The organism is Vibrio sp., from assembly GCF_984391705.1.
On sequence record NZ_CFHWOM010000026.1, the window covers coordinates 12,936 to 39,916 of the forward strand.

21 protein-coding genes are annotated in these 26,981 nt (G+C 44.0%); 11 read left to right on the top strand and 10 right to left on the bottom strand.

The annotated features are described in order from the left end of the window. Positions 1-72 precede the first annotated feature (72 nt). On the top strand, positions 73-495 hold the full coding sequence (gene ohr / locus AC4MRV_RS13610; protein ID WP_491187872.1) for an organic hydroperoxide reductase Ohr: 423 nt from the start codon (positions 73-75) through the stop codon (positions 493-495). A 58-nt stretch (positions 496-553) separates the two neighbouring features. On the opposite strand, the gene metE is transcribed toward ohr, so the two are convergent. After that, positions 554-2,836, bottom strand: coding sequence for a 5-methyltetrahydropteroyltriglutamate--homocysteine S-methyltransferase (gene metE, locus AC4MRV_RS13615; protein WP_491187873.1), 2,283 nt, complete (start codon positions 2,834-2,836; stop codon positions 554-556). Positions 2,837-3,113: 277 nt separating this feature from the next. On the opposite strand from metE, the gene metR reads away from it, so the two are divergent. Continuing rightward, the gene (metR, locus tag AC4MRV_RS13620; protein ID WP_491187874.1) at positions 3,114-4,025 is read left to right on the top strand and encodes an HTH-type transcriptional regulator MetR; all 912 of its coding nucleotides are present in this window, start codon (positions 3,114-3,116) and stop codon (positions 4,023-4,025) included. A 27-nt stretch (positions 4,026-4,052) separates the two neighbouring features. Here metR and AC4MRV_RS13625 read toward each other — a convergent pair whose 3' ends face one another. The 4 genes from AC4MRV_RS13625 to AC4MRV_RS13640 form a co-directional block, all read right to left on the bottom strand. Further along, positions 4,053-4,253, bottom strand: coding sequence for a DUF4250 domain-containing protein (locus tag AC4MRV_RS13625; RefSeq protein WP_491187875.1), 201 nt, complete (start codon positions 4,251-4,253; stop codon positions 4,053-4,055). A gap of 71 nt (positions 4,254-4,324) precedes the next feature. Next, positions 4,325-5,005, bottom strand: coding sequence for an HI_1241 family integral membrane domain (locus AC4MRV_RS13630; RefSeq protein ID WP_491187876.1), 681 nt, complete (start codon positions 5,003-5,005; stop codon positions 4,325-4,327). A 72-nt stretch (positions 5,006-5,077) separates the two neighbouring features. Further along, a complete protein-coding gene (locus tag AC4MRV_RS13635) occupies positions 5,078-7,555 on the bottom strand; it encodes an EAL domain-containing protein (protein ID WP_491187877.1) in 2,478 nt (825 codons plus the stop codon). A gap of 98 nt (positions 7,556-7,653) precedes the next feature. Continuing rightward, positions 7,654-10,113 (bottom strand): bifunctional diguanylate cyclase/phosphodiesterase, encoded by a 2,460-nt coding sequence (locus AC4MRV_RS13640; RefSeq protein ID WP_491187878.1) that lies wholly within the window; start codon positions 10,111-10,113, stop codon positions 7,654-7,656. Between the two features lie 237 nt (positions 10,114-10,350). On the opposite strand from AC4MRV_RS13640, the gene AC4MRV_RS13645 reads away from it, so the two are divergent. Continuing rightward, positions 10,351-12,669, top strand: a complete 2,319-nt coding sequence (locus AC4MRV_RS13645) for a YgiQ family radical SAM protein (protein WP_491187879.1) — start codon at positions 10,351-10,353, stop codon at positions 12,667-12,669. Positions 12,670-12,718: 49 nt separating this feature from the next. Here the strand turns inward: AC4MRV_RS13645 and AC4MRV_RS13650 are convergent, their stop codons facing one another. The 3 genes from AC4MRV_RS13650 to AC4MRV_RS13660 all read right to left on the bottom strand — a co-directional run bounded on the left by AC4MRV_RS13650 (position 12,719) and on the right by AC4MRV_RS13660 (position 15,865). Continuing rightward, a complete protein-coding gene (locus AC4MRV_RS13650; protein ID WP_491187880.1) occupies positions 12,719-13,279 on the bottom strand; it encodes a hypothetical protein in 561 nt (186 codons plus the stop codon). 110 nt (positions 13,280-13,389) lie between these two features. After that, a complete protein-coding gene (serC, locus tag AC4MRV_RS13655) occupies positions 13,390-14,472 on the bottom strand; it encodes a 3-phosphoserine/phosphohydroxythreonine transaminase (RefSeq protein WP_491187881.1) in 1,083 nt (360 codons plus the stop codon). A 124-nt stretch (positions 14,473-14,596) separates the two neighbouring features. Next, positions 14,597-15,865, bottom strand: coding sequence for a DUF945 family protein (locus AC4MRV_RS13660; protein ID WP_491187882.1), 1,269 nt, complete (start codon positions 15,863-15,865; stop codon positions 14,597-14,599). A gap of 170 nt (positions 15,866-16,035) precedes the next feature. On the opposite strand from AC4MRV_RS13660, the gene AC4MRV_RS13665 reads away from it, so the two are divergent. From AC4MRV_RS13665 to AC4MRV_RS13675, 3 genes are all read left to right on the top strand, one after another. Continuing rightward, a complete protein-coding gene (locus AC4MRV_RS13665; protein ID WP_491187883.1) occupies positions 16,036-17,967 on the top strand; it encodes an ATP-binding protein in 1,932 nt (643 codons plus the stop codon). A gap of 13 nt (positions 17,968-17,980) precedes the next feature. Then, the gene (locus AC4MRV_RS13670; protein ID WP_491187884.1) at positions 17,981-18,478 is read left to right on the top strand and encodes a response regulator; all 498 of its coding nucleotides are present in this window, start codon (positions 17,981-17,983) and stop codon (positions 18,476-18,478) included. 164 nt (positions 18,479-18,642) lie between these two features. Beyond that, positions 18,643-19,191 carry a hypothetical protein gene (locus tag AC4MRV_RS13675; protein ID WP_491187885.1) on the top strand — a complete coding sequence of 183 codons (549 nt, stop codon included), beginning with the start codon at positions 18,643-18,645 and terminating at the stop codon, positions 19,189-19,191. Between the two features lie 123 nt (positions 19,192-19,314). Here the strand turns inward: AC4MRV_RS13675 and AC4MRV_RS13680 are convergent, their stop codons facing one another. Beyond that, the gene (locus AC4MRV_RS13680; RefSeq protein ID WP_491187886.1) at positions 19,315-19,902 is read right to left on the bottom strand and encodes a TfoX/Sxy family DNA transformation protein; all 588 of its coding nucleotides are present in this window, start codon (positions 19,900-19,902) and stop codon (positions 19,315-19,317) included. Between the two features lie 354 nt (positions 19,903-20,256). On the opposite strand from AC4MRV_RS13680, the gene AC4MRV_RS13685 reads away from it, so the two are divergent. From AC4MRV_RS13685 to AC4MRV_RS13705, 5 genes are all read left to right on the top strand, one after another. Continuing rightward, on the top strand, positions 20,257-21,177 hold the full coding sequence (locus tag AC4MRV_RS13685) for an HDOD domain-containing protein (RefSeq protein WP_491187887.1): 921 nt from the start codon (positions 20,257-20,259) through the stop codon (positions 21,175-21,177). 15 nt (positions 21,178-21,192) lie between these two features. Further along, positions 21,193-22,098 (top strand): LysO family transporter, encoded by a 906-nt coding sequence (locus AC4MRV_RS13690; protein ID WP_491187888.1) that lies wholly within the window; start codon positions 21,193-21,195, stop codon positions 22,096-22,098. A 145-nt stretch (positions 22,099-22,243) separates the two neighbouring features. After that, entirely contained in the window at positions 22,244-22,756 is a 513-nt protein-coding gene (locus tag AC4MRV_RS13695; protein ID WP_491187889.1) for a hypothetical protein, read from the top strand. A 141-nt stretch (positions 22,757-22,897) separates the two neighbouring features. Beyond that, entirely contained in the window at positions 22,898-24,544 is a 1,647-nt protein-coding gene (gene panP / locus AC4MRV_RS13700; protein ID WP_491187890.1) for a pyridoxal-dependent aspartate 1-decarboxylase PanP, read from the top strand. Between the two features lie 284 nt (positions 24,545-24,828). Further along, positions 24,829-25,683 carry a MurR/RpiR family transcriptional regulator gene (locus AC4MRV_RS13705; RefSeq protein ID WP_491187891.1) on the top strand — a complete coding sequence of 285 codons (855 nt, stop codon included), beginning with the start codon at positions 24,829-24,831 and terminating at the stop codon, positions 25,681-25,683. 24 nt (positions 25,684-25,707) lie between these two features. Here the strand turns inward: AC4MRV_RS13705 and AC4MRV_RS13710 are convergent, their stop codons facing one another. Further along, a complete protein-coding gene (locus tag AC4MRV_RS13710; RefSeq protein WP_491187892.1) occupies positions 25,708-26,961 on the bottom strand; it encodes an iron-containing alcohol dehydrogenase in 1,254 nt (417 codons plus the stop codon). Positions 26,962-26,981: the final 20 nt, after the last annotated feature.

Genomic DNA, 26,981 nt, shown 5'->3' on the forward strand with positions numbered 1-26,981 from the left:
TCTACATTAATTTCGATATAAGATTGCAAGCAATTAAATTGCACACAATACAAATCAATAAGGAAACGAACCATGACTACCCTATACAAAACTCAAGCTACTGCTCTGGCAGGTCGTAATGGTCAAGTAAAAACAGATGATGGACTTTTAGATCTTGAACTTGCTTATCCAAAGGAAATGGGTGGCAGTGGCGCAGCAACTAACCCTGAACAACTTTTTGCTGCGGGTTACTCAGCCTGTTTTTCTAACGCAATTCTTCATGTAGCTCGAGAAGCGAAAGTCACACTAAAGAATGCCCCAGTTACCGCTGAAGTCGGTATTGGCCCAAATGAGAATGGTGGTTTCGCTTTGACCGTCACTCTTGCTGCACAACTTGAACTGCCACAAGAACAAGCTCTTGAGCTGACGAAAGTTGCCCACCAAGTTTGCCCATATTCAAATGCAGTCCGCGGTAATGTTGATGTAAACGTTACTGTAAACGGCGAAGCTATCTAACCTTTTAACGTAAAAAAGCCGACTCAGTAGTCGGCTTTTTGCAGATCACTCAAGTAATCTAAGCAAATTCTTTACGTAGTTTCTTCGCAGCTGACACCATGTTGGCCAATGACGCTTCTGTTTCAGCCCAATTACGTGTCTTGAGACCACAGTCAGGGTTAACCCATAAGCGCTCCACCGGGAGCTTTTTCGCCGCAGTATTGATCAACTCTTCGATCCATTCTTGAGTTGGTATGTTTGGCGAGTGAATGTCGTACACACCGGGGCCTATCTCATTAGGGTAGTTAAACTCTTCAAACGCTTTGAGTAGTTCCATATTCGAACGCGAAGTTTCAATGGTAATCACATCTGCATCGAGTGCAGCAACCGAATCAATGATTTCGTTAAACTCTGAGTAACACATGTGAGTGTGGATCTGAGTTTCAGGTTTTGCGCTGGCAGCAGAAATCTTAAATGCGTCGACAGCCCACTGCAAATACGCTTTGTGATCGCGCTTTTTCAGCGGCAAACCTTCTCGAATTGCTGGCTCATCAATCTGGATAATATTGATACCCGCTTCTTGCAGATCAGAGACTTCATCACGTAACGCCAGTGCCAGTTGTTCTGCGATCTGTTTGCGTGTGATGTCTTCTCGAGGAAAAGTCCAACATAGAATGGTCACAGGCCCTGTCAGCATACCTTTCATTTGTTTAGAAGTGAGCGATTGAGCATAAGTCGACCAACCGACAGTAATAGGCTTCTCGCGCTCAATGTCTGCCACTACGATTGCAGGCTTAACACAGCGAGAACCATAACTCTGCACCCAGCCAAATTTGGTGGTTTGGAAGCCCGCTAAGTTTTCTGCAAAATATTCCACCATATCATTACGCTCAGCTTCCCCATGCACTAAGACATCCAGATCTAACGCTTCTTGACGTTTAACAGCATCTTCAATATGTCCTTTTAATGCCACTTCGTATTCCGCTGATGACAACTGACCTGAACGAAACGCGCTACGTTGCACTCGAATTTCGCTGGTTTGTGGGAAAGAACCGATGGTTGTGGTCGGAAATAGGGGCAACCCCAATACTTCACGTTGATGAGCTACACGCTCAACATAAGGAGCACTGCGCTCCGCCAGCTGGTGGGTTATCGCATTTAGGCGTGCCTGTACCTGAGGTTTATTAACGTGCGTCGCCGTTTTTCTCGCTTGAATGGGTGCGCTATAGGTATCACACGCCAAAATCGCGTCTTGATCGCCATCTAACGCTTTGCCAAGCAAAGCGACTTCGGTAACTTTCTGCTTCGCGAACGCAAACCAACTGCGCACTTCTTCAGACAGCTCAGTCTCAAGAGTTAGATCAACGGGGCTGTGTAACAACGAACACGAGCTCGCCACCCAAAGCCTATCGCCCAAACTGTCTTTCAACGGCTGGAGTATAGCCAGCTGAGCACTTAGATCCGCTCTCCATACGTTACGTCCGTTAACCACACCAGTAGAGAGCACCCAGTCTGCAGGCAACTTATTTACCACTTGATCGAGCTGATCTGGTGATGCTGAGAGATCAATGTGTAGACCATCAACATCAAGCTCAATAATTTTATCCAAGCTATCAAGAACCGAGTCAAAGTAAGTGGTAAGCAGCACTTTTACATCAGTCCGAATCACCTGATAAGCCAACTTGAAAGAGTCCAACCAAGGTTTATCCAGCTCCAAAGCTAAAACGGGTTCATCGATTTGGACCCACTCGACTCCCTGCTTAACAAGCTTAGCCAAAATCGCTTGGTAGGCGGTGAGCAAGCGAGGCAACAATGTTAATCGATCAAAGCCTTCATCAACTTCTTTCCCCAAATACAAGTAGCTAATTGGGCCTAGTAGAACGGGTTTAACCTTATGACCGGCTTTGCTTGCTTCGTTCACTTCTTCAAACAGCTGCGGCCAACTGACTTCGAACTTATCGTCTTGGCTAAATTCTGGAACGATATAGTGGTAATTGGTATTAAACCACTTCGTCATATCCGAAGCAGCACTTCCAGAGCAACCACAACTGTCTTGCGACTGACCACGACCGACCTTAAACAGCGTATCTAAATCAGGAAAACCTGAACGATGGCGCTTTGGTACATGACCTAGTAACAAAGTGGTCGTGAGTACATGGTCATACCAAGCGAAATCTCCAGCTGTTACAAAGTCTAAGCCGGCTTGCTGCTGGGTATTCCAGTTGTTCGCACGCAAATCCGTGCCCACTGATCTTAGCTCGGCTTGATCAATCTCACCTCGCCAATATTTCTCAAGTGCAAATTTTAGTTCTCGTTTTTCACCAATGCGCGGATAGCCAAGTATATGAGTCGTTGTTGTCATGTGATTCGTCCTGTCATTCTGATTCTTAACGATTTGATAATTTAGTTCAGCACACCCTAAGATGTCTGGATGGCTAAACTATCTCGCTAATCTCCTGACCGAACAATCTCCAAATATTCAACTTGTTTATTAATTTTCTTCATGTTTGAAGAATTCAGTTGAAGCTTGTTTCAAATCTAACACGCAAAATATTTTAGACGTCTAGATGTTTACACATCCTAGAAAACAGCGTAAGTTAAAAATACTCATGCTAACAAACTCAGCCTGAAGGGATTTCATGATAGAGCTAAAGCACCTAAAAACATTAACCACTTTGCGTGATACCGGCTCATTGACTGCCACTGCAACGACATTGCACCTAACGCAATCTGCCCTCTCGCACCAGATAAAAGATTTGGAAGCACGAATTGGAGGACAGCTGTTTTTACGTAAAACTCGGCCGGTGAAATTCACGTCGGAAGGCAAGATATTGTTAAGACTTGCCGATGATTTGCTGCCCCGTTTAGCAAAAGCAGAAAATGAACTAGCGAGCCTGAAAGAGGATGTGAATGGACGACTCCACATGGCCATCGAGTGCCATTCATGCTTTCAGTGGTTGATGCCGGCGCTGCGTGAATATCAAGTCACTTGGCCAAGTGTCGCACTAGATTTTTCTTCTGGGTTTGGTTTTGAACCTTTACCGGCACTGGTTGGAGGTGAGCTCGATTTAGTCATCACCTCCGATATCGCGCCACGTTCAGAGGTGCATTATGAGCCATTGTTTGACTTTGAAATGCGCTTGGTCACATCGACGACTCACCCTTTAGCAAGTAAAGCGTTTATTGAGCCAGAAGACCTATCGGATCAAACCATGCTTTCCTACCCAGTACAGAAAAGTCGTCTTGACGTGGTTAAGCACTTTCTTCAACCTGCTGGTATCGAGCCCGCGAAATGGAAGCAAGCAGACAATACTCTGATGCTGATTCAGATGGTTTCAGCAGGGCTTGGCGTCGCAGCACTACCAAACTGGGCAATTAGCGAGTTTTCCCGCCAGGGCCTTATTACCAGCATCCCACTCGGCCAAGGGCTATGGCGAAGGCTGTTTGCCGCAACGCGCCATTCGGACAAAGATAAACACTACCTACAAGCGTTTTTCACTACCGCTCGTCAGCAATCGAAAAGCCATTTGGATGGCATAAAAACCGTATAAAAAAGGAGGCATATGCCTCCTTTAACATTATCTTGGGTATGACTTAAACTGATTGGTTAATGGATCATATTGGTAGCCGAGCACATCGAGCTTGCCAACGACAGACTCCACATCCATTTCGTACATACTTACCAGTTCTTCAAAGCTATCACATTCCAGCCTTAGCTTTTCGTTAACAATACCAAGCAGAATGATGCTATCTAAGCTGCTCACATTACTCAGATCCATAGCCGTGCTCCTTTTTAGTACATCTACCAACAAGACTAGCTATAAATCAGCAAAAGAAAAGTGAGGCTGATCTAAAGTGCAAACAACGCTTGATTTGATGTTACCGCTAGCATCATAACTGCAAGCGCGAAACCCAACTGCGGCTTACTCACATCTCGTGAAAGCAGCATATGCCAGCACCAAACCACCACTGCTGCAATCATCAGACCAAACCCAATTAGAAGTGGCTGCATAACTTGTGTGAGTACTTGCTCATCCAAAGAAGCGGCTTTGAGCCCAATTGCGACCGTCATCAGCATCGCTGAAATAACGCCTGAAACAGGGAGAATACGATGAAATGCTTGTAAACGCGTTCTAGCAACCGTCAACAATAGGTGAGCAAACAACGCCCCTAATAGTAATAATTGTGCGAAAACATTAATCCCACCAGCCACACTCCCTTGCTCTACAATCATGATCGCTACGTAAGAGAGAGCTAGACCATTGGCAAGATACATCACCCAAATTGGCCCTTGATCGCGCGTCTTCTTAGTCTGCACCTGAGAGTAAAAATACGCGATGGCAAACACAACCATCATTGCTTCGATTTTTAGAGAGGCAACAGCAAGCCAAAGTACTGCGATCGCTGGAAGCACTTTGTGAATACGGCCACGTTGACCTGGGCAGATATCACCTTTGATAAGAATAAGAGTCAAAATAAGCTGTGCACCCAGAAGCATCGGAGCGGCCACGGCTAATAATTGCTGCAACATGATGTAACTTTCTATTTGAATTTGATGGGAGCGGATAATAACAAACTTACCGCTTGGGTGTTAGCTTAGCGATTAGCGCAGACTCGCAAAGTAGTTCAACACATCTTGCGTAGTTACGATGCCGAGGTACTCTCCCAACTCATTCTCGACTATCCAGGGAAGTTTAATCCCGCTGCGGATAATGTCTGAGATCTCGATGAGCTTTGTTTGATACGAGACTTTGTATACGTCCGGCTGCATCACCTGGTTTAGGCGTTTCTTAGCAATAGTCAAATCTCGCGTGGTTTCTAGCTTGGTACCTAATGTTGGGGTGATGTGGTAGTTAAGCTCTTTCCTGCCTACAATCCCCAAGCAGGTTTGGCCATCAATGATGGGCACTACTTGGAGGTTATAATGGCCCGATTCAAACAGCATGAGCGCTCGCTCCAGCGTATCCCTTGGCTCTAACGTTGGGATATGGGTTTGAGTGATACTTAAGATACCTACTTTGCGCATACTAGAAGTACGGCTAAGAAAGTCTTCCAGTTTATCGTAGTAACCCCAAGCTTTCTCTAACTCTTGCATTGGTAGTGGTTTAGAGAAAAAGTAGCCTTGAATAAAATCGACCCCTAGCCCGCATAAAACTTCGAGCTCATGGCGAGTCTCTACGCCTTCAGCGACAACTTTTACACTCAGGGTATGCGCAAGTTCTGTAATCATTTTGACGATAAAGTACTTATGGGAGCCAATCTTAATATCGACTACAAACTCTCTATCGATTTTCAATAAGTCAAAGTTAGAGTCGCTGAGATAACTAAACGAACTATAGCCAGTACCAAAATCATCAATCGCGATACTTACGCCTTTACGGCGTATGTTTCTAATCAACGAAGACTGGCGAGATTCACTGTCAAAGTAGGCACTTTCGGTCAGTTCGATGGTGACTAAATCTGGTGTCTTTGCGTATTGATAAATCAACGATTCCGCGCTTTGTAACACTTCATCCACTTCCAGTTTTGTATTGAGTGAACGGTTAATTGTGACACCGAGTTTAGCGCCAAACCTTTCCTGAATTTCGGTAAGCTCTTCCAACGCTTTTTTGCCCACACACCAATCTAAATCTGAAACTAAATCAAGATCTTCTGCTATTGTCACCATTTCCTGAGTATTGAGAAGCTGACCATTCGGGCCTTTAAAACGGCTTAAAGCCTCAAACTTAACAATATCCCACGTTCTTACATCAACAATGGGCTGATAGTACACTTCAATACTCTGCGACTTGATCAATTTTGTCGCCCACTCTTCAAGCTCTTTTCGACGTAATACTTCTTTATGAATCGCTCCATGATAAAAAGTGATTTGCCCTTGGCTGTTGTTGCTCTGCTCCAATAGGGCCTGAACAGCATGACTGACCAACAGTTTAGGGTTATAGGTATCATGCCCTAGCACAGAAACCCCGACCTTACCTTTTAAGATTGCGCGATGAATGACTTTCCCTGCGGAATGGTTCAGAGTCGAAAAAAAGCGGCGGATGGTCTGATGGATAATACGCACCTGACCAGGAGAGTCTGTTTTGGGACACTCCAAACACGCAACGAAATGATTATTGCCAATGTAGCCCACTTGCTGAGCGATACGATTGCGTGAAAGGTGCTCTGAAAGCGTCGATTTCAATTCAAAATCATCGGACTGCTCGAACGATGGAACAAACGCAACAACCATACTAATCGCTTCTGAATTTTCACTGATCCAGCGCTTTGCCACCATATGAGTAAATTGAGATTCCGTCGGCAATTGGGTAAGCAGCTCCACACCACCTAATTCTATATCTGCGACTCGATATAGGTTCTTTGACAAATCTAGGTAGTAACACAAATAAAACGTCTGCCCACCAAAACTTACTCGCTGAAGGGTCAGGTCTTGTGGAATTGTCTTACCACGCGCTTGCTTGATCAGGACGACACCGGACCAGTAACCTTTCTCCTCTACTTCACGCCAGATATTTTGGTAAAACTCCTCACTGTGCTTCTCTGAGTCAAGAGTATTTACATGTTTCATCAACAGCTCACGCGCGCTGTATCCTGTGTGATTAAGAAAGTAAGTATTGCATGCCAACATGGATTTACTGCCATTGAGCAAAACTACGCCATGGTGCGGGTTTTCAAACAACTGCTGAAAAAACTCATTAAACAGGGATGTTGAGACAGAAAAATAAAGTAACGGGGTGATATGCCCCTCGACCGTTAAGTTGCTTGTACCAGAGAAGGAAAAGTTCACATAGCAACATTGATCGCCATCGAGGGTCATACAACATGCATAGGTTAATGTTTGCTGGCTAGAGCAGGCTTCTTTGATGAGCTCGATAAATTTGGCCTGATCGTTATAATCCAAGCACGACAAAATGACATTGCCTGACACTTCCGGAAGTCGAGAGTGAAGTAGTTGACCCAACGCGCGTCGATCGACATCCAACTTGTGATGTTTGATATCCCAAGTCCATTCAATTGAGATCAACGTTGAGTCAGCACTTTGACTAAAGTTAGTATCGAGTACTTTAGGCCCGCGAAGCATCGTCCTTTGCTCACCTTATCGTTGTGTCACCCACATTTAACTTTAGAACAAGAGTTTGCCTAGCACCTAAGCATTAATTGACTATTTAATAAATTAATTTAGCGCCGAGCAACAAACTGGAATACCGCCTTTAGTTCCACTAATCCTTTGAAAGCGTCATTTTCATCTACTAATACCCAAGGAAAAGGTTTCTGTTGTTCGATCAATTCATTGATACAAGTTAATGGTTCAGTCCACTCTAACTTGGTTTCAACAGGTGTCATCATACGGTTTACGCTTTTATTCCAGTTGTCACGTTCCTTGCTGTTTTCCAAATCGGTTCCCATATTTGGCGTCATGTGTAAGTTCATGACTGAGCGCTCTACGATACCCACACAACGCTTCCCATCGACCACGGGTAAGTAGTCCTCTTCGATGCCTTCAAAATACTGAAAAGCTAAAGACAGTGGGTCTCCTGGATCCAAGTGATGCGACTGTTTGTTGACGAGCTCACTCACTGTTTGGTCACTCACCACTTTGACTTCATTGGGCCATGAGAGGTAATTGGGGTGTGCAAGGATCTCTTCGATCGGCATTGGTTTCGCAAACACATAACCTTGCATGTAATCTACGCCAATAGATCGAGCAACGTTAAATGCGGTTTCTGTCTCCACACCTTCGGCGATTACACGCACTTTGAACTGATGCGCTAGTTTTACGAGAGTATCGACCGTAAAATACTCATTACTCTCAGGCTCCAGGTTGGTAATAAACCGATTATCGATCTTGATTAAATCTAAGTAGCTTTGAGGTAAATAGTGGAAAGAAGCACATCCCGTCCCAAAGTCGTCCACAGCAATTTCAACGCCTGAATCCCGAAGCATCTTTAATATGTGGTGGCTACGTACGTCACTTTCTAGAAAGGCACTCTCCGTAAATTCTATGGTTAGCTTATTAGGCGGCATTTCTTCACTATCAAGCACCTTAACAGTATGTTTCAACACATCAACAACGTCTAACTTACTGTTTAATCGTCGATTTACCGCGAGACCAATATGTTCTCCAAATGCTTGTTTCAATTCCTTATATTGTCTAAATGCCAAACTGCATACCATATCATCAAGCAAAACCACCTTATGGACATCTTCAGCAATACGGATGTACTCATCGGTCGTCACTTCCTCGCCTTCTAAAGGCGGTAACCGACACAAAGCTTCAAACTTCTCTATTCTTTGCTTAGCGACATTCACAATCGGCTGAAAATACACTTCCACTTCTTCGTTGCTGATTGCTTTTTGCACATGAGCTTCCAGTCGCTTCTTGCGTTCAATTTGCAAGTGTATGTCGTGATCATAGAAAGCTATCCGTCGGCTCTCTCCGGAGTGAAGTTCGAGAATTGCCTGACAAGCGTGAGATATCATACGACTCGGAGATGTCGCATCCACGCCATAGATCGAAACTCCAAGTAACCCAGATTTGACGGCCTCGTAGACGCCTTTGGGGGCATGTTTGAAGCAGTGAAAGAATGTCGTTAGAGATTTGGCAATATCGCGGACTTTGTGGCTAGGATTGTCTATCGTGACCGGAATACAAGCCAAAAAACGACCTTTCTCCATATAACCACAAAACGCAGCACTGGTTTGTTCTTTCAAATAACTTGCAAACTGTTGTTTGCTTTTTTTGCCACTGTGCGTATCAAATTGAGGGTGAATTGCGAGTACTAATAGAGTGGCATTGGGGTCAATGCTGCGACATTTAACCACGAGATCATTTAGGAAACTCTCAGCAGTCGGCAGTTGAGTAAGAACATCAACGCCCCCTAAATCCATGTCTTCAATACGTGCAAACTCTTGGGATAAATCTGTGCAAAAACCCAAGTAATACTCAGTGCCCTTACCTAATGATATTTTTTGGATGGTAATACTTTGTGGGAATGTCCCCCCTTTCGCATTACGCGACAAAATCACACCACTCCAATAGCCTTTGTTTTCAATGGAGTGCCACAACTCGCGATAGTACTCATCATCATGGTTGGAAGAGTTGAATATGTTGGTTTTCAATCCGACAATCTCATTCCTCAAATAGCCTGTCATTTCCTCAAAATATCGATTGCAAGCCATAATCCGAGTTTCAGAATCGGTGACTAAAACGCCATGATGTGAGTTTTCAAAAACTGAATAGAAGATTTCTGCCGCTTCATGAGCACTAGGTACAATAAAGCAAGGTGAAAGAGTGCCTTTTAAATGCATTTCGTCCACTCGGTAAATAGCGAGTTCTACATAGACAAAAAGATGCTGAGGAGTTAACAAAGTACATTGCAGAAAACGGTCTTCACCATCACGCAGAACTTGTTGAAAAGAGTGCTTAATTGTTTCTCTTTGCTGAAGAGGGACCAGTTGAATCAATTTCTTTATCGAGATGTTGTCCAGAACGTCCCCAAATAGGAGCTTTTTCCCTTCTTCATCACACGAGAAGATGCCTCGGCCAAGATTCATTTCCCAGTCGTAAACAACATGCATAGGCTGTTCAAATAGCGCTGCATCACCTGACTGATTGCGCTTTTCTTCGATATCATCCATAAGATACCAAACCAGTTTAATAATTATATTAACGACAAATCTATCCTATTTAGATCAATCAGGACATGAGTTCTTCAACAAATCCGCCAAATAGTCGATAAAACTTGTACATATGATTAAGCATACGATATTAAACAAGCCTGGGATTAAATCCGCCTATATTCTATGGATATGTTGGGCTAGATAGATACGCGCCAAGCCGCTATAATTCGCGCTCCCTGGATCCGAGAGCAAAATATGTACAGCGAAAACACACCTATTCACGAGCAAAAGAAATATTGGGCAGAGTGCTTTGGTACCGCTCCCTTTCTTCCTACTAGCCGAAAAGAGATGGATGCTCTCGGATGGGATAGCTGTGACATTATTATTGTAACCGGTGACGCGTATGTCGATCATCCAAGCTTTGGTATGGCCATCATTGGTCGCTTACTTGAAGCGCAAGGTTTCCGCGTAGGGATCATTGCTCAACCAGAATGGAGCAATAAAGATGCTTTCATGGCGTTAGGTAAACCGAACTTTTTCTTTGGAATTACCGCCGGTAACATGGACTCCATGATTAACCGCTACACAGCAGATAGAAAACTGCGTCATGATGATGCCTACACGCCAAACAACGAAGGTGGCAAACGCCCTGACCGCGCAACTTTAGTTTATTCTCAACGTTGTCGCGAAGCATACAAAGGCGTGCCAATTGTTCTCGGTGGTATCGAAGCAAGTTTACGTCGTCTGGCGCACTACGATTATTGGTCAGATAAAGTACGACGCTCAGTGCTGTTCGACGCAAAAGCAGATATCTTGTTATTCGGTAACGCTGAACGTGCGCTTGTTGAAGTTGCTCACCGTCTTGCTGATGGCGAAGAGATCTCTACATTAACCAATATACGTGGTACAGCAGTAAACCTTCCTGCCGCTCCAGAAGGCTACAATGTGATTGATTCATCACGAATCGAGAAACCACGTAAAGAAGCGTTCATCCCGCCCAATCCATATGCGGTTGAAGAGCAATGCGATACCAAAGCTAAGCAACAAGAACCTGAAGCAAAGCCGATCACAATTCGCCCATCTCGTCACGATGCCGCGACAACTGCGGTACGTATTCCGCCGTTTGAAAAGCTCAATAACGACAGAATCCTATACGCTCATGCGAGTCGAATCATGCACTTAGAGACAAACCCTTATTCTGGGCGTGCATTGATTCAACGTCATGGTGATCGTGAGCTTTGGGTAAACCAAGCCCCAATTCCGCTTTCAACGGAAGAGATGGATTACGTATTCGGCTTATCGTACGCTCGCGTACCTCATCCTATGTATGGTAAAGCGAAAATCCCGGCTTACGACATGATCAAAACGTCGGTTAACATCATGCGGGGCTGTTTTGGTGGCTGTTCGTTCTGCTCTATTACTGAGCACGAAGGTCGTATCATTCAAAACCGTTCTCAAGAGTCTATCCTCAACGAGTTGGAAGAAATCCGCGATAAAGTACCCGGCTTTACAGGCACAATTTCTGATCTTGGCGGCCCAACCGCTAACATGTACCGTTTAGGCTGTAGCGATCCGAAAGCCGAAGCGAACTGCCGTCGCCCATCGTGTGTCTTCCCTGGTATTTGTAACAAACTGAATACCGACCACAAACACACCATTGATCTTTACCGTGCCGCGCGTAAAGTGAAAGGTGTGAAGAAAGTAATGATTGCTTCTGGCGTTCGTTACGACCTTGCTATTGAGTCTCCAGAATACGTGAAAGAGCTTGTCACTCATCACGTGGGCGGATACTTAAAGATCGCTCCCGAACATACCGAAAAAGGCCCTCTGGATCTAATGATGAAACCAGGCATGGGGACTTACGATCGGTTTAAAGAGATGTTTGAGAAGTACAGTGAAGAAGCAGGTAAGAAGCAGTACTTAATTCCTTACTTTATCTCAGCGCACCCAGGTACCGAAGACGAAGACATGCTCAACCTTGCATTGTGGTTGAAGAAAAACAACTTTGAGTGTGACCAAGTACAGAACTTCTACCCATCGCCAATGTGTAACGCAACGTCGATGTACTATTCAGAGACAAACCCGCTTAAACGTGTGAAATACAAGAAGCGTGAGGAAGTGCCTGTCGCGAAAGGAGAGCGCCAACGTCGACTGCATAAAGCGCTGCTGCGTTACCATGATCCAGCTAACTGGCCAATGATCCGTGAAGCCCTGATTAATATGGGTAAAAAGCACTTGATCGGAGATAAACCTGGTTGTTTGATCCCAGCTGAAGACCTTGATGCGAAAACGCCTGCCCAGCGCCGTAAATCAGGCCGTCATGGTTCACAGCGTTTTGCAACTAAGCATACAAAGAGCCAACCTGGCTTCGAAAAAATGCACGGTGGTAATCGCGGTGAGGCCAAAGGATCTGGCAAATCAAACTCAAGAAACGGGAAGCCTCAAGGGGGACGCCCAAATAACTCTGGCCCAGCTTCGAAATCGCAAAATAGCCGTGGTGGCAAACCAACAGGAGCAGGCAAAGCTGGAAACAACGGTAAGCCTAGCGGAAACCGTAAGCCTAAACACCGTTAACATCAGTAAAAATCGCAGCTTCGGCTGCGATTTTTATTAAGTGAGATAGCTACAATGACGTATCCATACGCTTTGATTTAATAGAGTCAAGTAGGTGCTCTTCTTGCCAATGGGAGAAACGAGCACGCTTTAACGCCCTACGAGTCAGCTCCATCCCTTTAACTAACTGTTTGTTTTCCGCCTCAAGGTGCTTACTTTCAGACAGTGAATGCGACATTTCGTTCTGCATTAACGTCATCCCTTTAAGCGCAAGCTTAATATCTTTCGGTGCCCTATCGGGGATCTTGTCCAACACAGCACGACATTTCTGTAAACGTACTAATGCACTCGACACGTCAGCGAGTGTTTGATGAGAGTGCTGCTGCACAGACCGGATTTGTTGTTCTAATTCTGGGAGAATGGAATCTGTCAACGATGTCGTAACACGTTGTAGTGTGTCATTTGCGTCCTTTTCAGCTGTTCTCATCGCCATACCGACAAGACCACAAATTAGGACCGTACTAACTAGAGTAGGTAAGGTAAAACCTAACAGTAAGATTTGAATGCCCGAAACAGCTGCACAAAGCGCCATCAAATTTCGCTGATGAATAGTCACAATTAACCAGAACATTAGTGATAACTTAGTTAATAGCTTAGTCTATTTGTACCCGTTTCGTCGGCGATAACAAACAAAAAAGGCCTAACTAAATAGCTAGGCCTTCAATAAAGAACGCACCTTGATTAAGCGTTGTTCTCTTCGAATTCTTTCATAAATTCAACCAACGCTTGTACGCCTTGCAAAGACATCGCGTTATAGATCGACGCTCGCATTCCTCCTACCGCTCTGTGACCTTTCAAAGATACCAAGCCCTTCTCTTTCGCTTGCTCTAAGAAAAGGCCATCGAGTTCTGGCTTAGCAAGTTGGAAAGGCACATTCATACGAGAACGGTTATCAGGGTGTACTTCATTGCGGTAGAAATCCGAACTGTCTATTGCGTTGTACAATAGAGTCGCTTTCTCTTGGTTGATTCGTTCCATCGCAGCAACGCCACCTTGCGCTTTCAACCATTTGAAAACTAAGCCTGATAGATACCAAGCAAATGTTGGTGGCGTATTGAACATTGAGTCTTTCTCTGCCAAGGTTTTGTAGCTAATAAAACTTGGAAGAAGTTCATGGGCCAAATCAAGTAAGTCATCGCGTACGATAGCAATACAAATCCCCGCAGGGCCAATGTTCTTCTGCGCACCAGCGTAAATAACACCATACTTAGAGACATCAATTTGGCGAGACAAAATGTTTGATGACATGTCCGCTACAATTGGCTTATCGGTAACAGGAAGCTCGCTGATTTCAACACCATCAATGGTTTCATTCGGACAAAAATGAACGTACGCCGACTCAGAGTCAATTACCCACTCGCTCGCACTTCGCACCGCTGTCTTGCCGTCTTTAGTGGCTTTCGCGTCAAATACGTCAACATCACAATACTTACGCGCTTCGTCGATAGCACTCTCAGCCCAATAGCCAGCATCAATATAAGTCGCTTTTTTAGCTTGCCCAAGTAGGTTTAGAGGTACGGCGGCAAACTGCGCTCGCGCGCCGCCTTGGCAGAATAGGACTTTGTAGTTATCCGGAATATTGAGTAGATCGCGCAAATCTTGCTCTGAATCTTCAGCAACCTTAATAAACTCTTTACTGCGGTGACTTATTTCCATCACTGAAGTTCCAAGTTCATTCCAATCAATAAATTCGGCTTGCGCTTGCTCCATCACTGCTTTAGGCAAACCTGCAGGGCCCGCGCTAAAGTTATATACATTATCCATTCTGACTTTCCTTGCTCGTGCTTTATCTAAAACTAACTCGATTAATACCACGTTTTTTCTACGATAAAAAGTAAGAAAAGAGGTCTTAAGACCTCTTTTCTAAATAAACGCAGAAAAACAAAACTTATGGTTGCATCATTGCTGGTAGAAGCAACGCCATGAGAGGCACTTCCTGACCACTAGGGAAAATCAAATTACCATCTTTTAGCTCAGCTTGAATTTGGTAACCTTTCTCCGTTTGCTCGACAAACTCCATAACGATCGCTTCATCTACCCCTTGTTTGATAAAGGGGTATTGTTCAACAAGGTCATTGGAGAAAAATGTATCTAAGTTACCTGTAAGAGACGGTAAGATCATCGCTGGGTTCTGAGTGACATTATCTGTTCCCTGCGGAACCGTAATCTTCCACTTACTTTCAAATTCGCCTTTCTCACCAAGCGTTAACGCCATCTTGTTCATGGACAGATAAAAACCTTTGGCAAAAAGAGTCTCTACATATGGAATCGCAGTTTGAATATCTTCCGCGGTCAAAATAGGATTACTCTGATACAGCTCCAGAAGGCGCTCAAACGAGTTGCTGTCCAGATCGCCTAGCTCAAGATCAAGCGACAGTTTGTCAACTTTACCTTCTGCGGTGACTAAGTCCTCGACACCCACTACATGCTGGCTACTTACACGCTGAGAAGCTTCTTCAACAGAGGATGAAAAATCGTATTGGGCATTTTTCATGCCGAATAGCTCGATTTGGGCAGAATCAGCGACTGACATATCGCCAACGCTGATTTGCTGCTCTCCCAACCAAAAACCATTTTGTTTTCGGCCTTGACCATTGCCCTTAACATCAGCAATCAGCAGCTTCTCGCCCGAATTAAAGTCCACCTCAATGGATGGGATGCTCAAGTCGTAGGTAATTTCACCTAGCACTGTCGCGTGACCTGTAAGCCGTGACGGAGTTATTGAAACCATTGCACCATCATTTCCTTCGGTCGCTTGATGCCATGAGTCCAGCGCTAACGTGAAGTCTGTATTACCGTTTAACTGCGTAACCGTGTCGAGAGTTATGGGTAACTCATCCATATTATCTAAAACAGAATGCGCTTTTAGGCTAAGTAAGCCATGGGAAATGTGGCTATTAACGACAAACTGATTCGGTAAGCCATCAATCGCAAGTTGTTCAATCAACTCAGGGTCGTTCACCGTGTAGCGAGTCTGAACCTCTGATGATAAATAACCTCGTTCATAACTGACAATTTCTGCCGTTACCGAGCTAGTGTTGAGCTGGTCAACACCATCTGAAATCACGTTTTGGCCAATCTGACCAACGGCAAGCGGCCAACATAATGCTAGAGAAATAGCGCCGCCAATCGCGCCATATTTTTTAAGCTGATGCATGTTATCTTCTTTATAATGGGTTTTATTCAGTGTACACCAAAAAACATTGAGATAAATCAGAGTATTGGCATATAGAGCAAATGAACGAACAATCTAATACCTAGCTCTCAATAACTTTTCTAAGAGCCTGTTAGAGTGAATTCATGTACATATAACATTAGTGGCGAAGTGTGAATCAATTTGCTGTCCTGTGCCTTGACAATAATCCCGTTAGTGTAGAACAACTGCGCCGTGAACTTAGCCCTTTTGCTACTCGCTTTGACCTCCATACAGCGGATACCATCGAAGATGCTAATGCTGCGCTGGATTATTGTTTCGAACAGAAACAGACTGTCGCCTTGGTTATTGCGAGTCACCACGAAAACTTCAATGGCGCTGATTTTCTCATTCAACTCGATAAGATGAGCCACACCCAAGAGGCGCGCAAGATCCTAATTAGTTGTGGGCAAGATATTCAAGCCATTTTGTCCGCGGTTAATGATGGTCGTTTGGATCATTGTTTAACTAAGCCTTTACAGGACAACCTTGTCAGGAAAACAGTCCAAAAAGAACTGACTACCTTTATTTTAGAAAACGATGCCGACAACCTCTTAGCCTATAGTCAGATCCTTGACCACCAGCGTCTATTGCGCGCTCATATTGATAACAAGATGCGCTCCTATAGAGAGGGTTTTATCAGCGAGCACCATCGCCTGTCTGATAGTGAACTCGCCCAACAAGTTACAGACGCTTTATTAACATTTTTCGCAGAGAAAGATGAGAACCATGCTTGCCGCGCTTATTCTGCTGAGCACCTATTGACTCGCGAAGGAGAGGAAAACCGCTACCTCTGGTTTATCACCAAAGGTGAAGTCGCCCTATATAAGAGAGACGATATAGGCATGCAAAGAGAGGTAGTGAGACATACTCAAGGAAACATTGTTGGGGGGATGTCTTTTGTTACTGGGGAACCGTCGTTTTCAACGGCGATTACCTTAAAACCTACAGAAGTGATTAAGCTAGAGCGAGAAGTGTTCGCTGAAGTGATGCATTCTAACACGGAGCTACTACCGCTCTTTACCAACCTATTACTGCGTCATTTTAACCGTCGTTTGCAACGAAGCATTACGACCAAGCTAGAGCTGCAAAAAACCTTGGAATCACTGGAAACAGCTCAGAAGCAACTCATCGAAAGAGAAAAAATGGCGATGCTAGGCCAACTTATAGCCGGTGTCGCACACGAACTCAACAACCCTGTCGCGGCCATTCTCAGAGGAACCGAAACACTCACGAATAAGATACAGACTTTAGTCTCTTCTCCTACAAAAGACGACAACCGCCAAAACTTAGAGGTATTAACTCGAGCATTAACATCTACACCCCGCTCTACTGCCGAGGAGCGAGATCAAGTCAAACAAGTCGATGCGCAGATTCACCAACGCAGAGTCGCAAAAAAATTAGTGAAACTGAACCTCTCTACCGACCAAGATTGGCTTACAAAAGCTAAACAAGGAGACGCTAACTTACTACAAGAGCTAGAAGAGTTAGAAAATTACCATCTTGCTGGCGCTACGCTAAGGTCTATAAACGTCTGCGCGCTTAGAATCGCTGATATGGTAAAAAGTCTTAAAGGTTATGCACGCTCAGATGACGAAAGGTTTCTTAATGCTGATATACATGAAGGTATCGAAGACACACTCGTGATCTTCGAAAGCAAACTGAAGGTACATAAAGTAGAAAAGAACTACTGTTCCACTGAATCTGTTTACTGTTTACCGATCGCGCTCCAGCAAGTGTGGACCAATCTTATTTCCAATGCCATTGATGCTTTCCCACAACGCGGTCAACTGACGATCACCACTGAATTGAAGCAACGTGACAGACGACAATGGTTTGTAGTTAGCTTCAAAGATAACGGCCACGGCATTCCTGTAGAACTACAGCAGCAAATTTTCGAGCTTAATTTTACTACTAAGAAAGAAGGCAATTTTGGCCTAGGCATTGGTCTTTCTGTCTGCCAACAAATAGTGAGACAGCATGGCGGATTCATTACCGTAGAATCTCAACAAGACCAATTCACAACATTGTCAGTGTGGCTGCCGTTTGCCCAGTCTAACGAATAACGAGGAACCAAACATGAACAAATATCTAATCTTATGTGTCGACGATGAACGAGAAGTACTCGATAGCGTTGTTCAAGATTTGGATGACTTCGAAGAGCATTTTTCGTTAGAAGCGGCAGAATCTGTCCAAGAGGCAAAGCAGATCATTGAGGAAGCCGAACAGGACGGCACTAAATTGGCGCTTATTCTCTGCGACCACATTATGCCGGAACAAACAGGTATTAGTTTTCTCATTGAGCTTAGCCAGAGTGAGACGACTAAAGCTACTCGAAAACTTCTCCTGACGGGCCAGGCTGGGCTAGAAGATACCGTTGAAGCAATCAACAATTCTAGCCTCCACTTTTACATCGCTAAGCCCTGGAGAGGCGAGGAGTTACGGAAAGTAATCACGGAACAACTCACTCTGTTTATGATTGATAATGAACCTGAATTAATGCCTTGGGCATCTGTACTTAACACAGAGAAAATTTTTGAAGCTATGGCGAAAAATCGTTTAAATTACGGTGAGTAAGTAAGCACTTTTGGCATATTGCTTGCAATAGCTCCAATAACACGACAAAACAATGACATTTTTATAGTGGCGATCGCCGGGATGCATTATGATGTCGATTTATCGTCATGGCGCGTCGTCGCTTAAGACCAAGGAAATTAACAAGATAAAGGTTTATCGTCCTTATGCGTAAAACAATCTTAGCAGCAGCATTAGTGCTAGCATCTGGTCAATCTTTTGCACAAGTTGATCCAAACAGCCCAACAGTAATGAGTAACTTTAGCTACGACTACGTTGAAGCGCGTATCGGTGCTAGTCCAGTGACGTTTGGTGCTGCAATGAGCAAAACCGTTCACCCTAACGCGCACGTGATTGGCCGTATAGACTCTGAATTCGAAGGTGACTTTGACGCTGGCGCTGGCTTCGGTTTCCACGCCCCAATCAATAACTGGGCTGACTTTACTGGTGAGATGCTTTTCCGTCTTGTCGACACCGAAGATTCAAGTGGCACAGACACAGGTCTTGAGCTAAACCTAGGTGTTCGTCAGTGGCTTGGTCCACAGTTGGAAGTTGGTGGCAAGGTTGGTTACACCTCTATCGACAGTGAAGAAGATTGGATTGGTTCTGCTTACGCTCGATTCCACTCTACAGAACTTTTCTCTATTGGCGGTGAAGCGCGTATTAACGATACGTACGGTGATCAGCTAATGTTCACTACACGCTTTAAGTTCTAAGCAAAGTACTGAATATAGAAATACAAAAAAACCGAGGTTTCCCTCGGTTTTTTATTATTTAATATTTGGATAACGTCTCTGTTGCAAATGTGTGAACAGCGCCTCTAGGACGTTATCACATTACTATTGGCATCCAGCAAGTAGCTGGCGCTTACGCGGCTCTTGAATCAATTTCCAGTGAATACCTTCAATCGCTCCAGCGAATTTCCATAGCAATTTGACATCGACATCATTGCCATAAGCCTGCTGAACCTTAGAAAATACTGCCGGAGCACCCAACTCCATAAAGGTTTCAACGTCATCGATACCAGCTTTCTTGACCATGCGCTCCAAAGTGAGCTGCATGTTCGGCAAATCACGCAAGCGTCGATTCGCTGCTGAACGCTTGAACTGTCTCTCAGATACAGAAAACTCTATCGACTGATGAACCAGTTCATCGAGACGCTCGCTGCGCTCTTCAAACAACACTGTAATATCATAATAATTTACAGTAGCTGTGGTTTGTTTTTTTACGTGGCGGTACTTTTCACAACCAAGCGTCGAAAACTCTTTATCCAATTGGTCCCCACCACGAATAAAGATTTTGTCTGCACTTAGCAAAGCGAACATGGCATCTTCCCTGAACAATCCTGTTCCACCAAACATCGAACGCTTTTGAAACGTACCAAACTTGTTTACGTACTGAATAAAATGTTGCTCTGTCATATCCATTGATCCTTCAAATATCGAAACCCCGATTATTTATGATCACCAGATAGCAGCAGTTATAAGCGAAAAACCTGACGGCTAAACTATAGAATTAATAGTATTGTTTGTTTAACCTCAGTAAGTATTCAAATGATAGTTAACGAAACGAAATAAGTCTGTGCATAGGTCACATCGATTGAACTTAAATAAGATTTTAATGAGAAGTCAATCACGCCCAGCTCATTAACCATACAAATAAAATGGTTAATGCATACTAAAAAATCATTACGAAAAATATCAATATTAGAAAGCAATTGTTTGCTTAAATACGTCAAGAAACGTTACACTGTAAAAGTTAAATTCACTCTCTATTATTGTATGAATCATCTAGCGTTTTACTGGCTTCCACAGAATAAAGATCTATTGATTAAAGGCATCGAGTCAGAGTTTTCTCAGCTGATTGAACATTCGATTGCTAGCAAAAAGATCTCTCTACCCCCAATACCTGACGTAGTTCTAAAGATTCAACGTTTGTGTACTCAAGATACTACGACGGTTGCAGATGTCGCTGACTCATTACTTGAAGACCCAGGTCTAGCTGCAATTGTTATACGAGTCGCTAACTCGGTCATTTTCAATCGTCGAAATATCACGTGCACGGATTTGGTCACTGCCGTTTCCCGTTTGGGTATTCTTCGTGTCCGAGATATCGTTACCGCTCAAGCAATCGAACAACTTAAACACTCGGTTAATCTAAGTGGTTCGTGTAATAAGATTCTTGTTCAAAGTGCTATGAATTCGAGAGAACTTGCAGCAACTATGGTGTTAGTCGCTAGAGGATTCCGTGAGAGCGGCTCTCGCTCTTATGCTCACTTAGAATCAGATAAAGCACTACTGACAGGCCTGTTAGCCGATATCGGCTTGTTCTGTATTGTTAATGAATATCACCACTACTTAGAGAATGGCAATTACCTAAACGAAGATATCGCTTTTCAGATCTTTGATAACCAATGCTCGAACGCAAGCAAGCTGGTACTAGAGAGTTGGGGGTTCGATGAAGACTTCTTGGAAGTGGCATCCAATCACGCCATCAAAGCATCAGAAAAAGCTGTCAGCTATTTAGACCTTGCTAGAATCGCTAATCACATCCTAATGTTCCGTCGTCAAGACGAAAACATAGACGAACATACGGTAGAATTTGATGTTACAGGTGCAGATATACTGTACAAACTCAGTAATTTAAGTGATATTGAGTTCAACGCGCAAATAGACGAGCTAATCAGCGCGAGTGGATTGTAATACACAGGAAGTATCATGTTCTCAGGGATGTTGTTTATCTTTGCCCCACTTGTCGTGGGGTATTTAATATCAGTTTCAAAAAAGTCACTTCTCGACACTATTAACGCAACAACGTCTAACCTTATTTACGTCATTTTGGCGCTGATGGGTTTAAGCTTAGCTGCGCTTGATAATCTAGGCCAAAACCTACAAGTTATTTTGAAGTATACCGCTGTTTTCTTCACTTGCTTGAGCTTGGCGAATCTCGCTGTTCTACCGTTAGTTGATAAACTACTTCCAATCAAAACAGATACCGCGAATAACAAGCTACCTTTATCGAGCATGGCCATGGAATCCATGAAGCTCATCCTGGTAGTCGGTGGTGGTTTGCTCATTGGTTTAGCCGTCCCGTTTGATTTAAGTTGGGTCGATACTGCTAGCGAATGGATTCTGTTCTTACTGCTCTTCTTCATAGGTATCCAGTTACGAAACAGCGGTTTGACTCTACGTCAAATACTGCTCAATAAACATGGAATGATTATCGCGCTACTCATAATTGCAAGTTCGATGCTCGGCGGGGTTATCGCCTCCCAAATCCTAGATATTGATCTGTTTAAAGCACTGGCTATGTCTTCTGGTTTCGGTTGGTATTCCCTTGCTGGGATTCTAATGGGCGATGCTTTCGGTCCAATTTATGGAGGAGCGTCTTTCATGATTGAACTACTAAGAGAGTTGATTGCTCTGGTCCTCATCCCATTATTTATTAGAACAAAGCCTTGTACTGCTATCGGCTATGCTGGGGCGACGGCAATGGACTTTACTCTGCCGGTCATACAAACCACTGGTGGCGTGCGTTGTGTGCCTATCGCTATTGTAAGCGGCTTTATCTTGAGTCTACTTGTGCCGGTAATGATGTTGTTCTTTGTCTCTCTTGCAAGCTAGATCGCAGGATTTGAGTTAAAAATTCACTATATTAACCGCGATGCCCTTGGTTACTTTAGTAACTACTAAATTAAAGTCAGCTACTCAAATGCCAGATAATGGCAAGATAGAAATAGAAAATAACTATTATTCAAAAGGAATCATTATGAAACGCCTGATCGTTGCGCTGCTATTAAGTGCCTCTTCATCTATGGCTTTTGCAGCGGACAACGCTTGCTTATCCAAGAAATACGACGCTTATATCGATGCATCCCTGCATTGGTATGAAGATCTAGCAAAACTGACTGCTGAACAATATCCCGATTTAAAAGAAGTTTCGGACTGGTTTTTAAATGGTCGAGTTAACCACTTTGAGCTCAATCGCGCAGCTGTTAGATATTATCTCGAGAATGATGCTACAAAAGTGGCTTCGGGCCAGCCAGTTGAAGCATGGTTACAGTTAGAGCAAAAAGACATTAAAGTGCTCGCTTCTCGTAGCGACGAACTTGGCCAGTTAGCTCAAGTCACGTTCAATGACCGCCAATCAAAGCCACATGAGAAAAATTACGAGTTACGCTCTGCATTCGCTGATCTGCTAAGCCACCCTACAAAGATTGATTCCGCACTACAACGCTATAATAAAGCGATCAAAGAGTTAGAGTCGATTAACTGCAAATAACTTATTGCCGAAATTTCGCACAAATCGCGACCAATTTGGCGTAGTTAAAACTAAGTTTGACTAATTTAAGACGGGACTTTGTTCCCGTTTTCGTTTAGATTGTCCCGCTTGCAACAAAAAAGATTAGAGCAATGTAGCTGTATGGTATCTGAACACAAAACGGCTGATGTGAGCTTCGAGAGCCTACTCCGAATCTTCACAGTACCTGAAGGGCCAGACTCAACGCTAACCAAAATTGACGAAGAGTTATCGCGTAACTTAAATAAGTTTCTTCGAGAGCATATCGTCGCCGAAGAAAAGCCTCTGAGAGAAATCGAAAAAGACTTCTCCAATGCTGCGATCCCTGAACAACCTGAGTTTGTCTCAGACCATACCCAGCACCTGCTTGATACCCTTGTATCACACTCTGTTCATACGTCTGCACCAAGCTTTATTGGCCATATGACGTCAGCTCTGCCTTATTTCTTAATGCCGCTATCAAAAATTATGATAGCCCTGAACCAAAACTTGGTAAAAATAGAGACGTCTAAGGCATTCACTCCTCTTGAGCGCCAAGTACTTGGCATGCTTCATCGACTCATCTATCAGCGTGATGATGGCTTCTATCAAAAGTGGATGCACAGTGCGAACCACTCTCTGGGTGCCTTCTGTTCTGGTGGCACTATCGCCAACATTACCGCGCTTTGGGTAGCACGAAATAACGCTTTGAGAGCACAAGGTGACTTTAAAGGTGTCGAGAAAGCAGGACTGTTTAAGGCGATGAAACACTATGGCTATGAAGGATTAGCTGTATTAGTTTCTGAACGCGGCCACTATTCTCTTAAAAAAGCCGCTGACGTATTGGGAATTGGCCAAGAAGGTCTTGTTGCGGTTAAAACCGATAGTAATAACCGCATCGTACCTCAAGCTCTAAGAGATAAAATTGCAGAGCTTAAAGCTCAAAATATCAAACCTTTTGCTGTCATTGGTGTTGCTGGCACCACAGAAACAGGCAGCATTGACCCACTGCGTGAAATTGCTGAAATTTGTGCAGATCAAGACTGCCACTTTCATATTGATGCTGCATGGGGGGGAGCAACGTTAATGTCTAATAACTATCGCCAGTTATTAGATGGTGTTGAGCTCGCGGACTCTGTCACGATTGATGCACACAAACAGTTGTACATCCCAATGGGTGCAGGAATGGTGCTGTTCAAAAACCCCGACGCGATGAAGTCTATCGAGCACCACGCTCAATATATTCTGCGCAAGGGCTCTAAAGATTTAGGTAGCCATACGCTAGAAGGTTCTCGCTCAGGCATGGCAATGCTGGTCTATGCGGCTATGCACATCATTAGTCGACCTGGTTACGAACTTTTAATTGATCAAAGCATCGAAAAAGCAAAATACTTTGCTTCGCTTATCAAGCAGCAGCCTGACTTCGAACTGGTATCTGAACCTGAGTTGTGTCTACTGACTTACCGTTACGTCCCAGAACACGTTCGCCAAGCTCTCGAGCAAGCCGATGCAACCCAAAAGGCCGAACTAAATGAGCTTCTCAATGAGTTAACTAAATTTATTCAGAAGCGCCAACGTGAAACGGGTAAATCATTCGTATCCAGAACCAGATTGAACCCTAGTCAATGGGACCGATTAAACACCATCGTTTTCCGTGTGGTGCTTGCGAACCCGTTAACAGGTCGAGACATACTCAGTTCAGTACTGGAAGAGCAAAGAGAAATTGCCAAAACAGCACCTAAGTTGATGTCGAAAATTGAATCTATCGTTGAAAATATCAACGCAGAATGAAAGTTTCTTTCTTAAATCTTGTAATTTGACCAACAAGAATAGCTAAACAAGCTATGAAACCAGAGCCTCATTAATTCATTTGTGTAGTTTTCACAAAATTTAGTTTGAGGCTTGTCATATTATCACCAATTTAAGCGGATAAATGTTACTGTAAACCTATGGCTTAGGTTTATACTGGCTTCATGGCGCTAGATAGTGAGTACCTATTAGGGAACAGTTTGTTTCCTCTCGACAAAGCTCGATTGGTATATCTGGCGAGTTGTTCTCTTACCCTCGTGAACACTATGAACACATTAGAAAAAATTCAGAAAAATCTAGAGAATTTCAGCAAGTCAGAGCGCAAAGTGGCAGAAGTAATTATGGCCTCACCTCAGACTGCGATTCACTCTAGTATTGCTACGCTGGCAAAAATGGCAGACGTTAGTGAGCCGACTGTTAATCGCTTCTGTCGACGTTTAGACACAAAAGGATTCCCAGACTTTAAGCTTCACTTGGCGCAAAGTTTGGCTAATGGTACTCCTTATGTAAACCGAAACGTAGAAGAAGACGACGGCCCAGATGCCTACACCCATAAGATTTTCGAATCCACAATGGCGTGTTTAGATGTCGCTAAAAACAGCCTCGACTCGATGCAGATTAACCGTGCCGTTGATCTACTGACTCAAGCGAAGCGTATTTCGTTTTTCGGCTTAGGTGCATCGTCAGCTGTGGCAAAAGACGCGCAAAACAAATTTATTCGCTTCAATATTCCAATTACTTGTTTCGAAGATATCGTGATGCAACGCATGAGCTGCATCAACTGTACCGACAACGATGTGATTGTTTTGGTTTCTCATACTGGACGAACAAAGAGTTTGGTTGAAATCGCGAACCTTGCTCGCGAGAATGGTGCAACAGTCATTGCGATTACTGCGAAGGACTCGCCGCTTGATAAAGCAAGCTCTCTGTCCATTTCTCTTGATGTACCAGAAGATACTGACGTTTACATGCCTATGGCGAGTCGCGTAGTACAAATGACGGTCATTGATGTGTTAGCAACAGGCTTTACATTACGACGTGGAACTGGTTTTAGAGAAAACTTAAAACGTGTGAAAGATGCGCTAAAAGACTCTCGATACGACAAGCTATCTCAATTCTAAAAAAGGAGCCTAACGGCTCCTTTTTTATTGCGTCTTAGATATCTTATTCACTTCAAGCGGAGCACTACTATGTAATAAAGTAGTCTGCGACATCACTGCATCTTCCTGTTTGTGTTCACATTCGCCGTTACACTCACAGACTTGTTCAAGAATACAGATCAAACGTTCCCTCGTTAACGGTATCGGATTGCCTTTAATCGCTATCGACTTTAGAGCATCTTCCGCTACCAATTCAAAAGAGGTGGCGCATACGCCAAATTGACTGAGCTGGGGTAAGTTAAGCTTGGACAACGCCCAACTCACCCAAGTAATACTTTGCTCTATGGTCGTTTCTTCGCGTTCCATTAATATTTGAGCCATTTTTTTGTATCGGCTCAACAAGTCACTTCGCCCAAGTTTCCGAGCAACTTTAATATTTTCTGCCATTACATGCGGTGCTAATCGAGCAGTAATAATACTGTGAGGCGCATTGAGTTTGCCTCCTAATGCGGAAGCGAGCCCGTGGGCTGCCCCTAGCTTAGCATTGGTAATGGCCATCCCCCCAAGCATTGAAGCAAATGACAGATCAGCTCTGGCTCGATAGTCATCTTCTAAACAACCTGCTAATAGTGAGCGACTCAGTCTGCGAAGTCCTTCTTCACATATCATGTCCGTTAGGGGATTTGGATCGCCGCACACATAAGCTTCCATCAGATGAGTGAACGTATCCATTGCTCCCCGCCCTGATGTATATATGTCTGTACCGTAGGTTAATGTTGGGTCAACGATCGCTACGTCAGCAAGCATATCTGGGCTTCGCAAACTAACTTTCACTTGATCTTGCCCTGAACGAAGAACTGCATTTTTCGTCACTTCTGAGCCCGTACTCGCAGTCGTAGGAATAGCAATAAAAGGCAAAGGCTTGGACTTTAAGGGGACGTTTCGTCCGACAACCTCGACGTAGTCATAAACATCCCCTTGATTAGGAATGATGGCAGCCAATGCCTTACCCATATCAACAACGCTACCTCCGCCAATAGCAACAACCATATCCGGTTTGAACTTTCGCCCTACCAATGCCGTTTCTTCGACCATAGTAATGTTAGGCTCACCTGAAATCGCCACGTGCTGGTAGCGCATCCCTTGCGAGTTTAAATAGTGGATAATTGGCTTCGCACGCTCAATACTTTGACCGGAAACAAGCATCACACTGTACCCAAATTGATTGAGGACAGAGAGAGAAGAATGAAGCGCTCCTTCGCCGAAGATGATTCGGGTTGAGGTCATAAACTGAAACATAACCAGCACACTCCTTGGAC

What these genes read in the sequence shown, in the direction of transcription:
- ohr (WP_491187872.1), top strand. Translation starts at nt 73, where the DNA reads ATGACTACCCTATACAAAACTCAAGCTACTGCTCTGGCAGGTCGTAAT.
- panP (WP_491187890.1), top strand. Translation starts at nt 22,898, where the DNA reads ATGGTATCTGAACACAAAACGGCTGATGTGAGCTTCGAGAGCCTACTC.
- AC4MRV_RS13635 (WP_491187877.1), bottom strand. Translation starts at nt 7,555, where the DNA reads ATGCTTCGCGGGCCTAAAGTACTCGATACTAACTTTAGTCAAAGTGCT.
- AC4MRV_RS13660 (WP_491187882.1), bottom strand. Translation starts at nt 15,865, where the DNA reads ATGCATCAGCTTAAAAAATATGGCGCGATTGGCGGCGCTATTTCTCTA.
- AC4MRV_RS13625 (WP_491187875.1), bottom strand. Translation starts at nt 4,253, where the DNA reads ATGGATCTGAGTAATGTGAGCAGCTTAGATAGCATCATTCTGCTTGGT.
- AC4MRV_RS13670 (WP_491187884.1), top strand. Translation starts at nt 17,981, where the DNA reads ATGAACAAATATCTAATCTTATGTGTCGACGATGAACGAGAAGTACTC.
- AC4MRV_RS13650 (WP_491187880.1), bottom strand. Translation starts at nt 13,279, where the DNA reads ATGTTCTGGTTAATTGTGACTATTCATCAGCGAAATTTGATGGCGCTT.
- AC4MRV_RS13695 (WP_491187889.1), top strand. Translation starts at nt 22,244, where the DNA reads ATGAAACGCCTGATCGTTGCGCTGCTATTAAGTGCCTCTTCATCTATG.
- AC4MRV_RS13705 (WP_491187891.1), top strand. Translation starts at nt 24,829, where the DNA reads ATGAACACATTAGAAAAAATTCAGAAAAATCTAGAGAATTTCAGCAAG.
- metR (WP_491187874.1), top strand. Translation starts at nt 3,114, where the DNA reads ATGATAGAGCTAAAGCACCTAAAAACATTAACCACTTTGCGTGATACC.
- AC4MRV_RS13680 (WP_491187886.1), bottom strand. Translation starts at nt 19,902, where the DNA reads ATGGATATGACAGAGCAACATTTTATTCAGTACGTAAACAAGTTTGGT.
- metE (WP_491187873.1), bottom strand. Translation starts at nt 2,836, where the DNA reads ATGACAACAACGACTCATATACTTGGCTATCCGCGCATTGGTGAAAAA.
- AC4MRV_RS13640 (WP_491187878.1), bottom strand. Translation starts at nt 10,113, where the DNA reads ATGGATGATATCGAAGAAAAGCGCAATCAGTCAGGTGATGCAGCGCTA.
- AC4MRV_RS13685 (WP_491187887.1), top strand. Translation starts at nt 20,257, where the DNA reads ATGAATCATCTAGCGTTTTACTGGCTTCCACAGAATAAAGATCTATTG.
- AC4MRV_RS13710 (WP_491187892.1), bottom strand. Translation starts at nt 26,961, where the DNA reads ATGTTTCAGTTTATGACCTCAACCCGAATCATCTTCGGCGAAGGAGCG.
- serC (WP_491187881.1), bottom strand. Translation starts at nt 14,472, where the DNA reads ATGGATAATGTATATAACTTTAGCGCGGGCCCTGCAGGTTTGCCTAAA.
- AC4MRV_RS13675 (WP_491187885.1), top strand. Translation starts at nt 18,643, where the DNA reads ATGCGTAAAACAATCTTAGCAGCAGCATTAGTGCTAGCATCTGGTCAA.
- AC4MRV_RS13645 (WP_491187879.1), top strand. Translation starts at nt 10,351, where the DNA reads ATGTACAGCGAAAACACACCTATTCACGAGCAAAAGAAATATTGGGCA.
- AC4MRV_RS13690 (WP_491187888.1), top strand. Translation starts at nt 21,193, where the DNA reads ATGTTCTCAGGGATGTTGTTTATCTTTGCCCCACTTGTCGTGGGGTAT.
- AC4MRV_RS13630 (WP_491187876.1), bottom strand. Translation starts at nt 5,005, where the DNA reads ATGTTGCAGCAATTATTAGCCGTGGCCGCTCCGATGCTTCTGGGTGCA.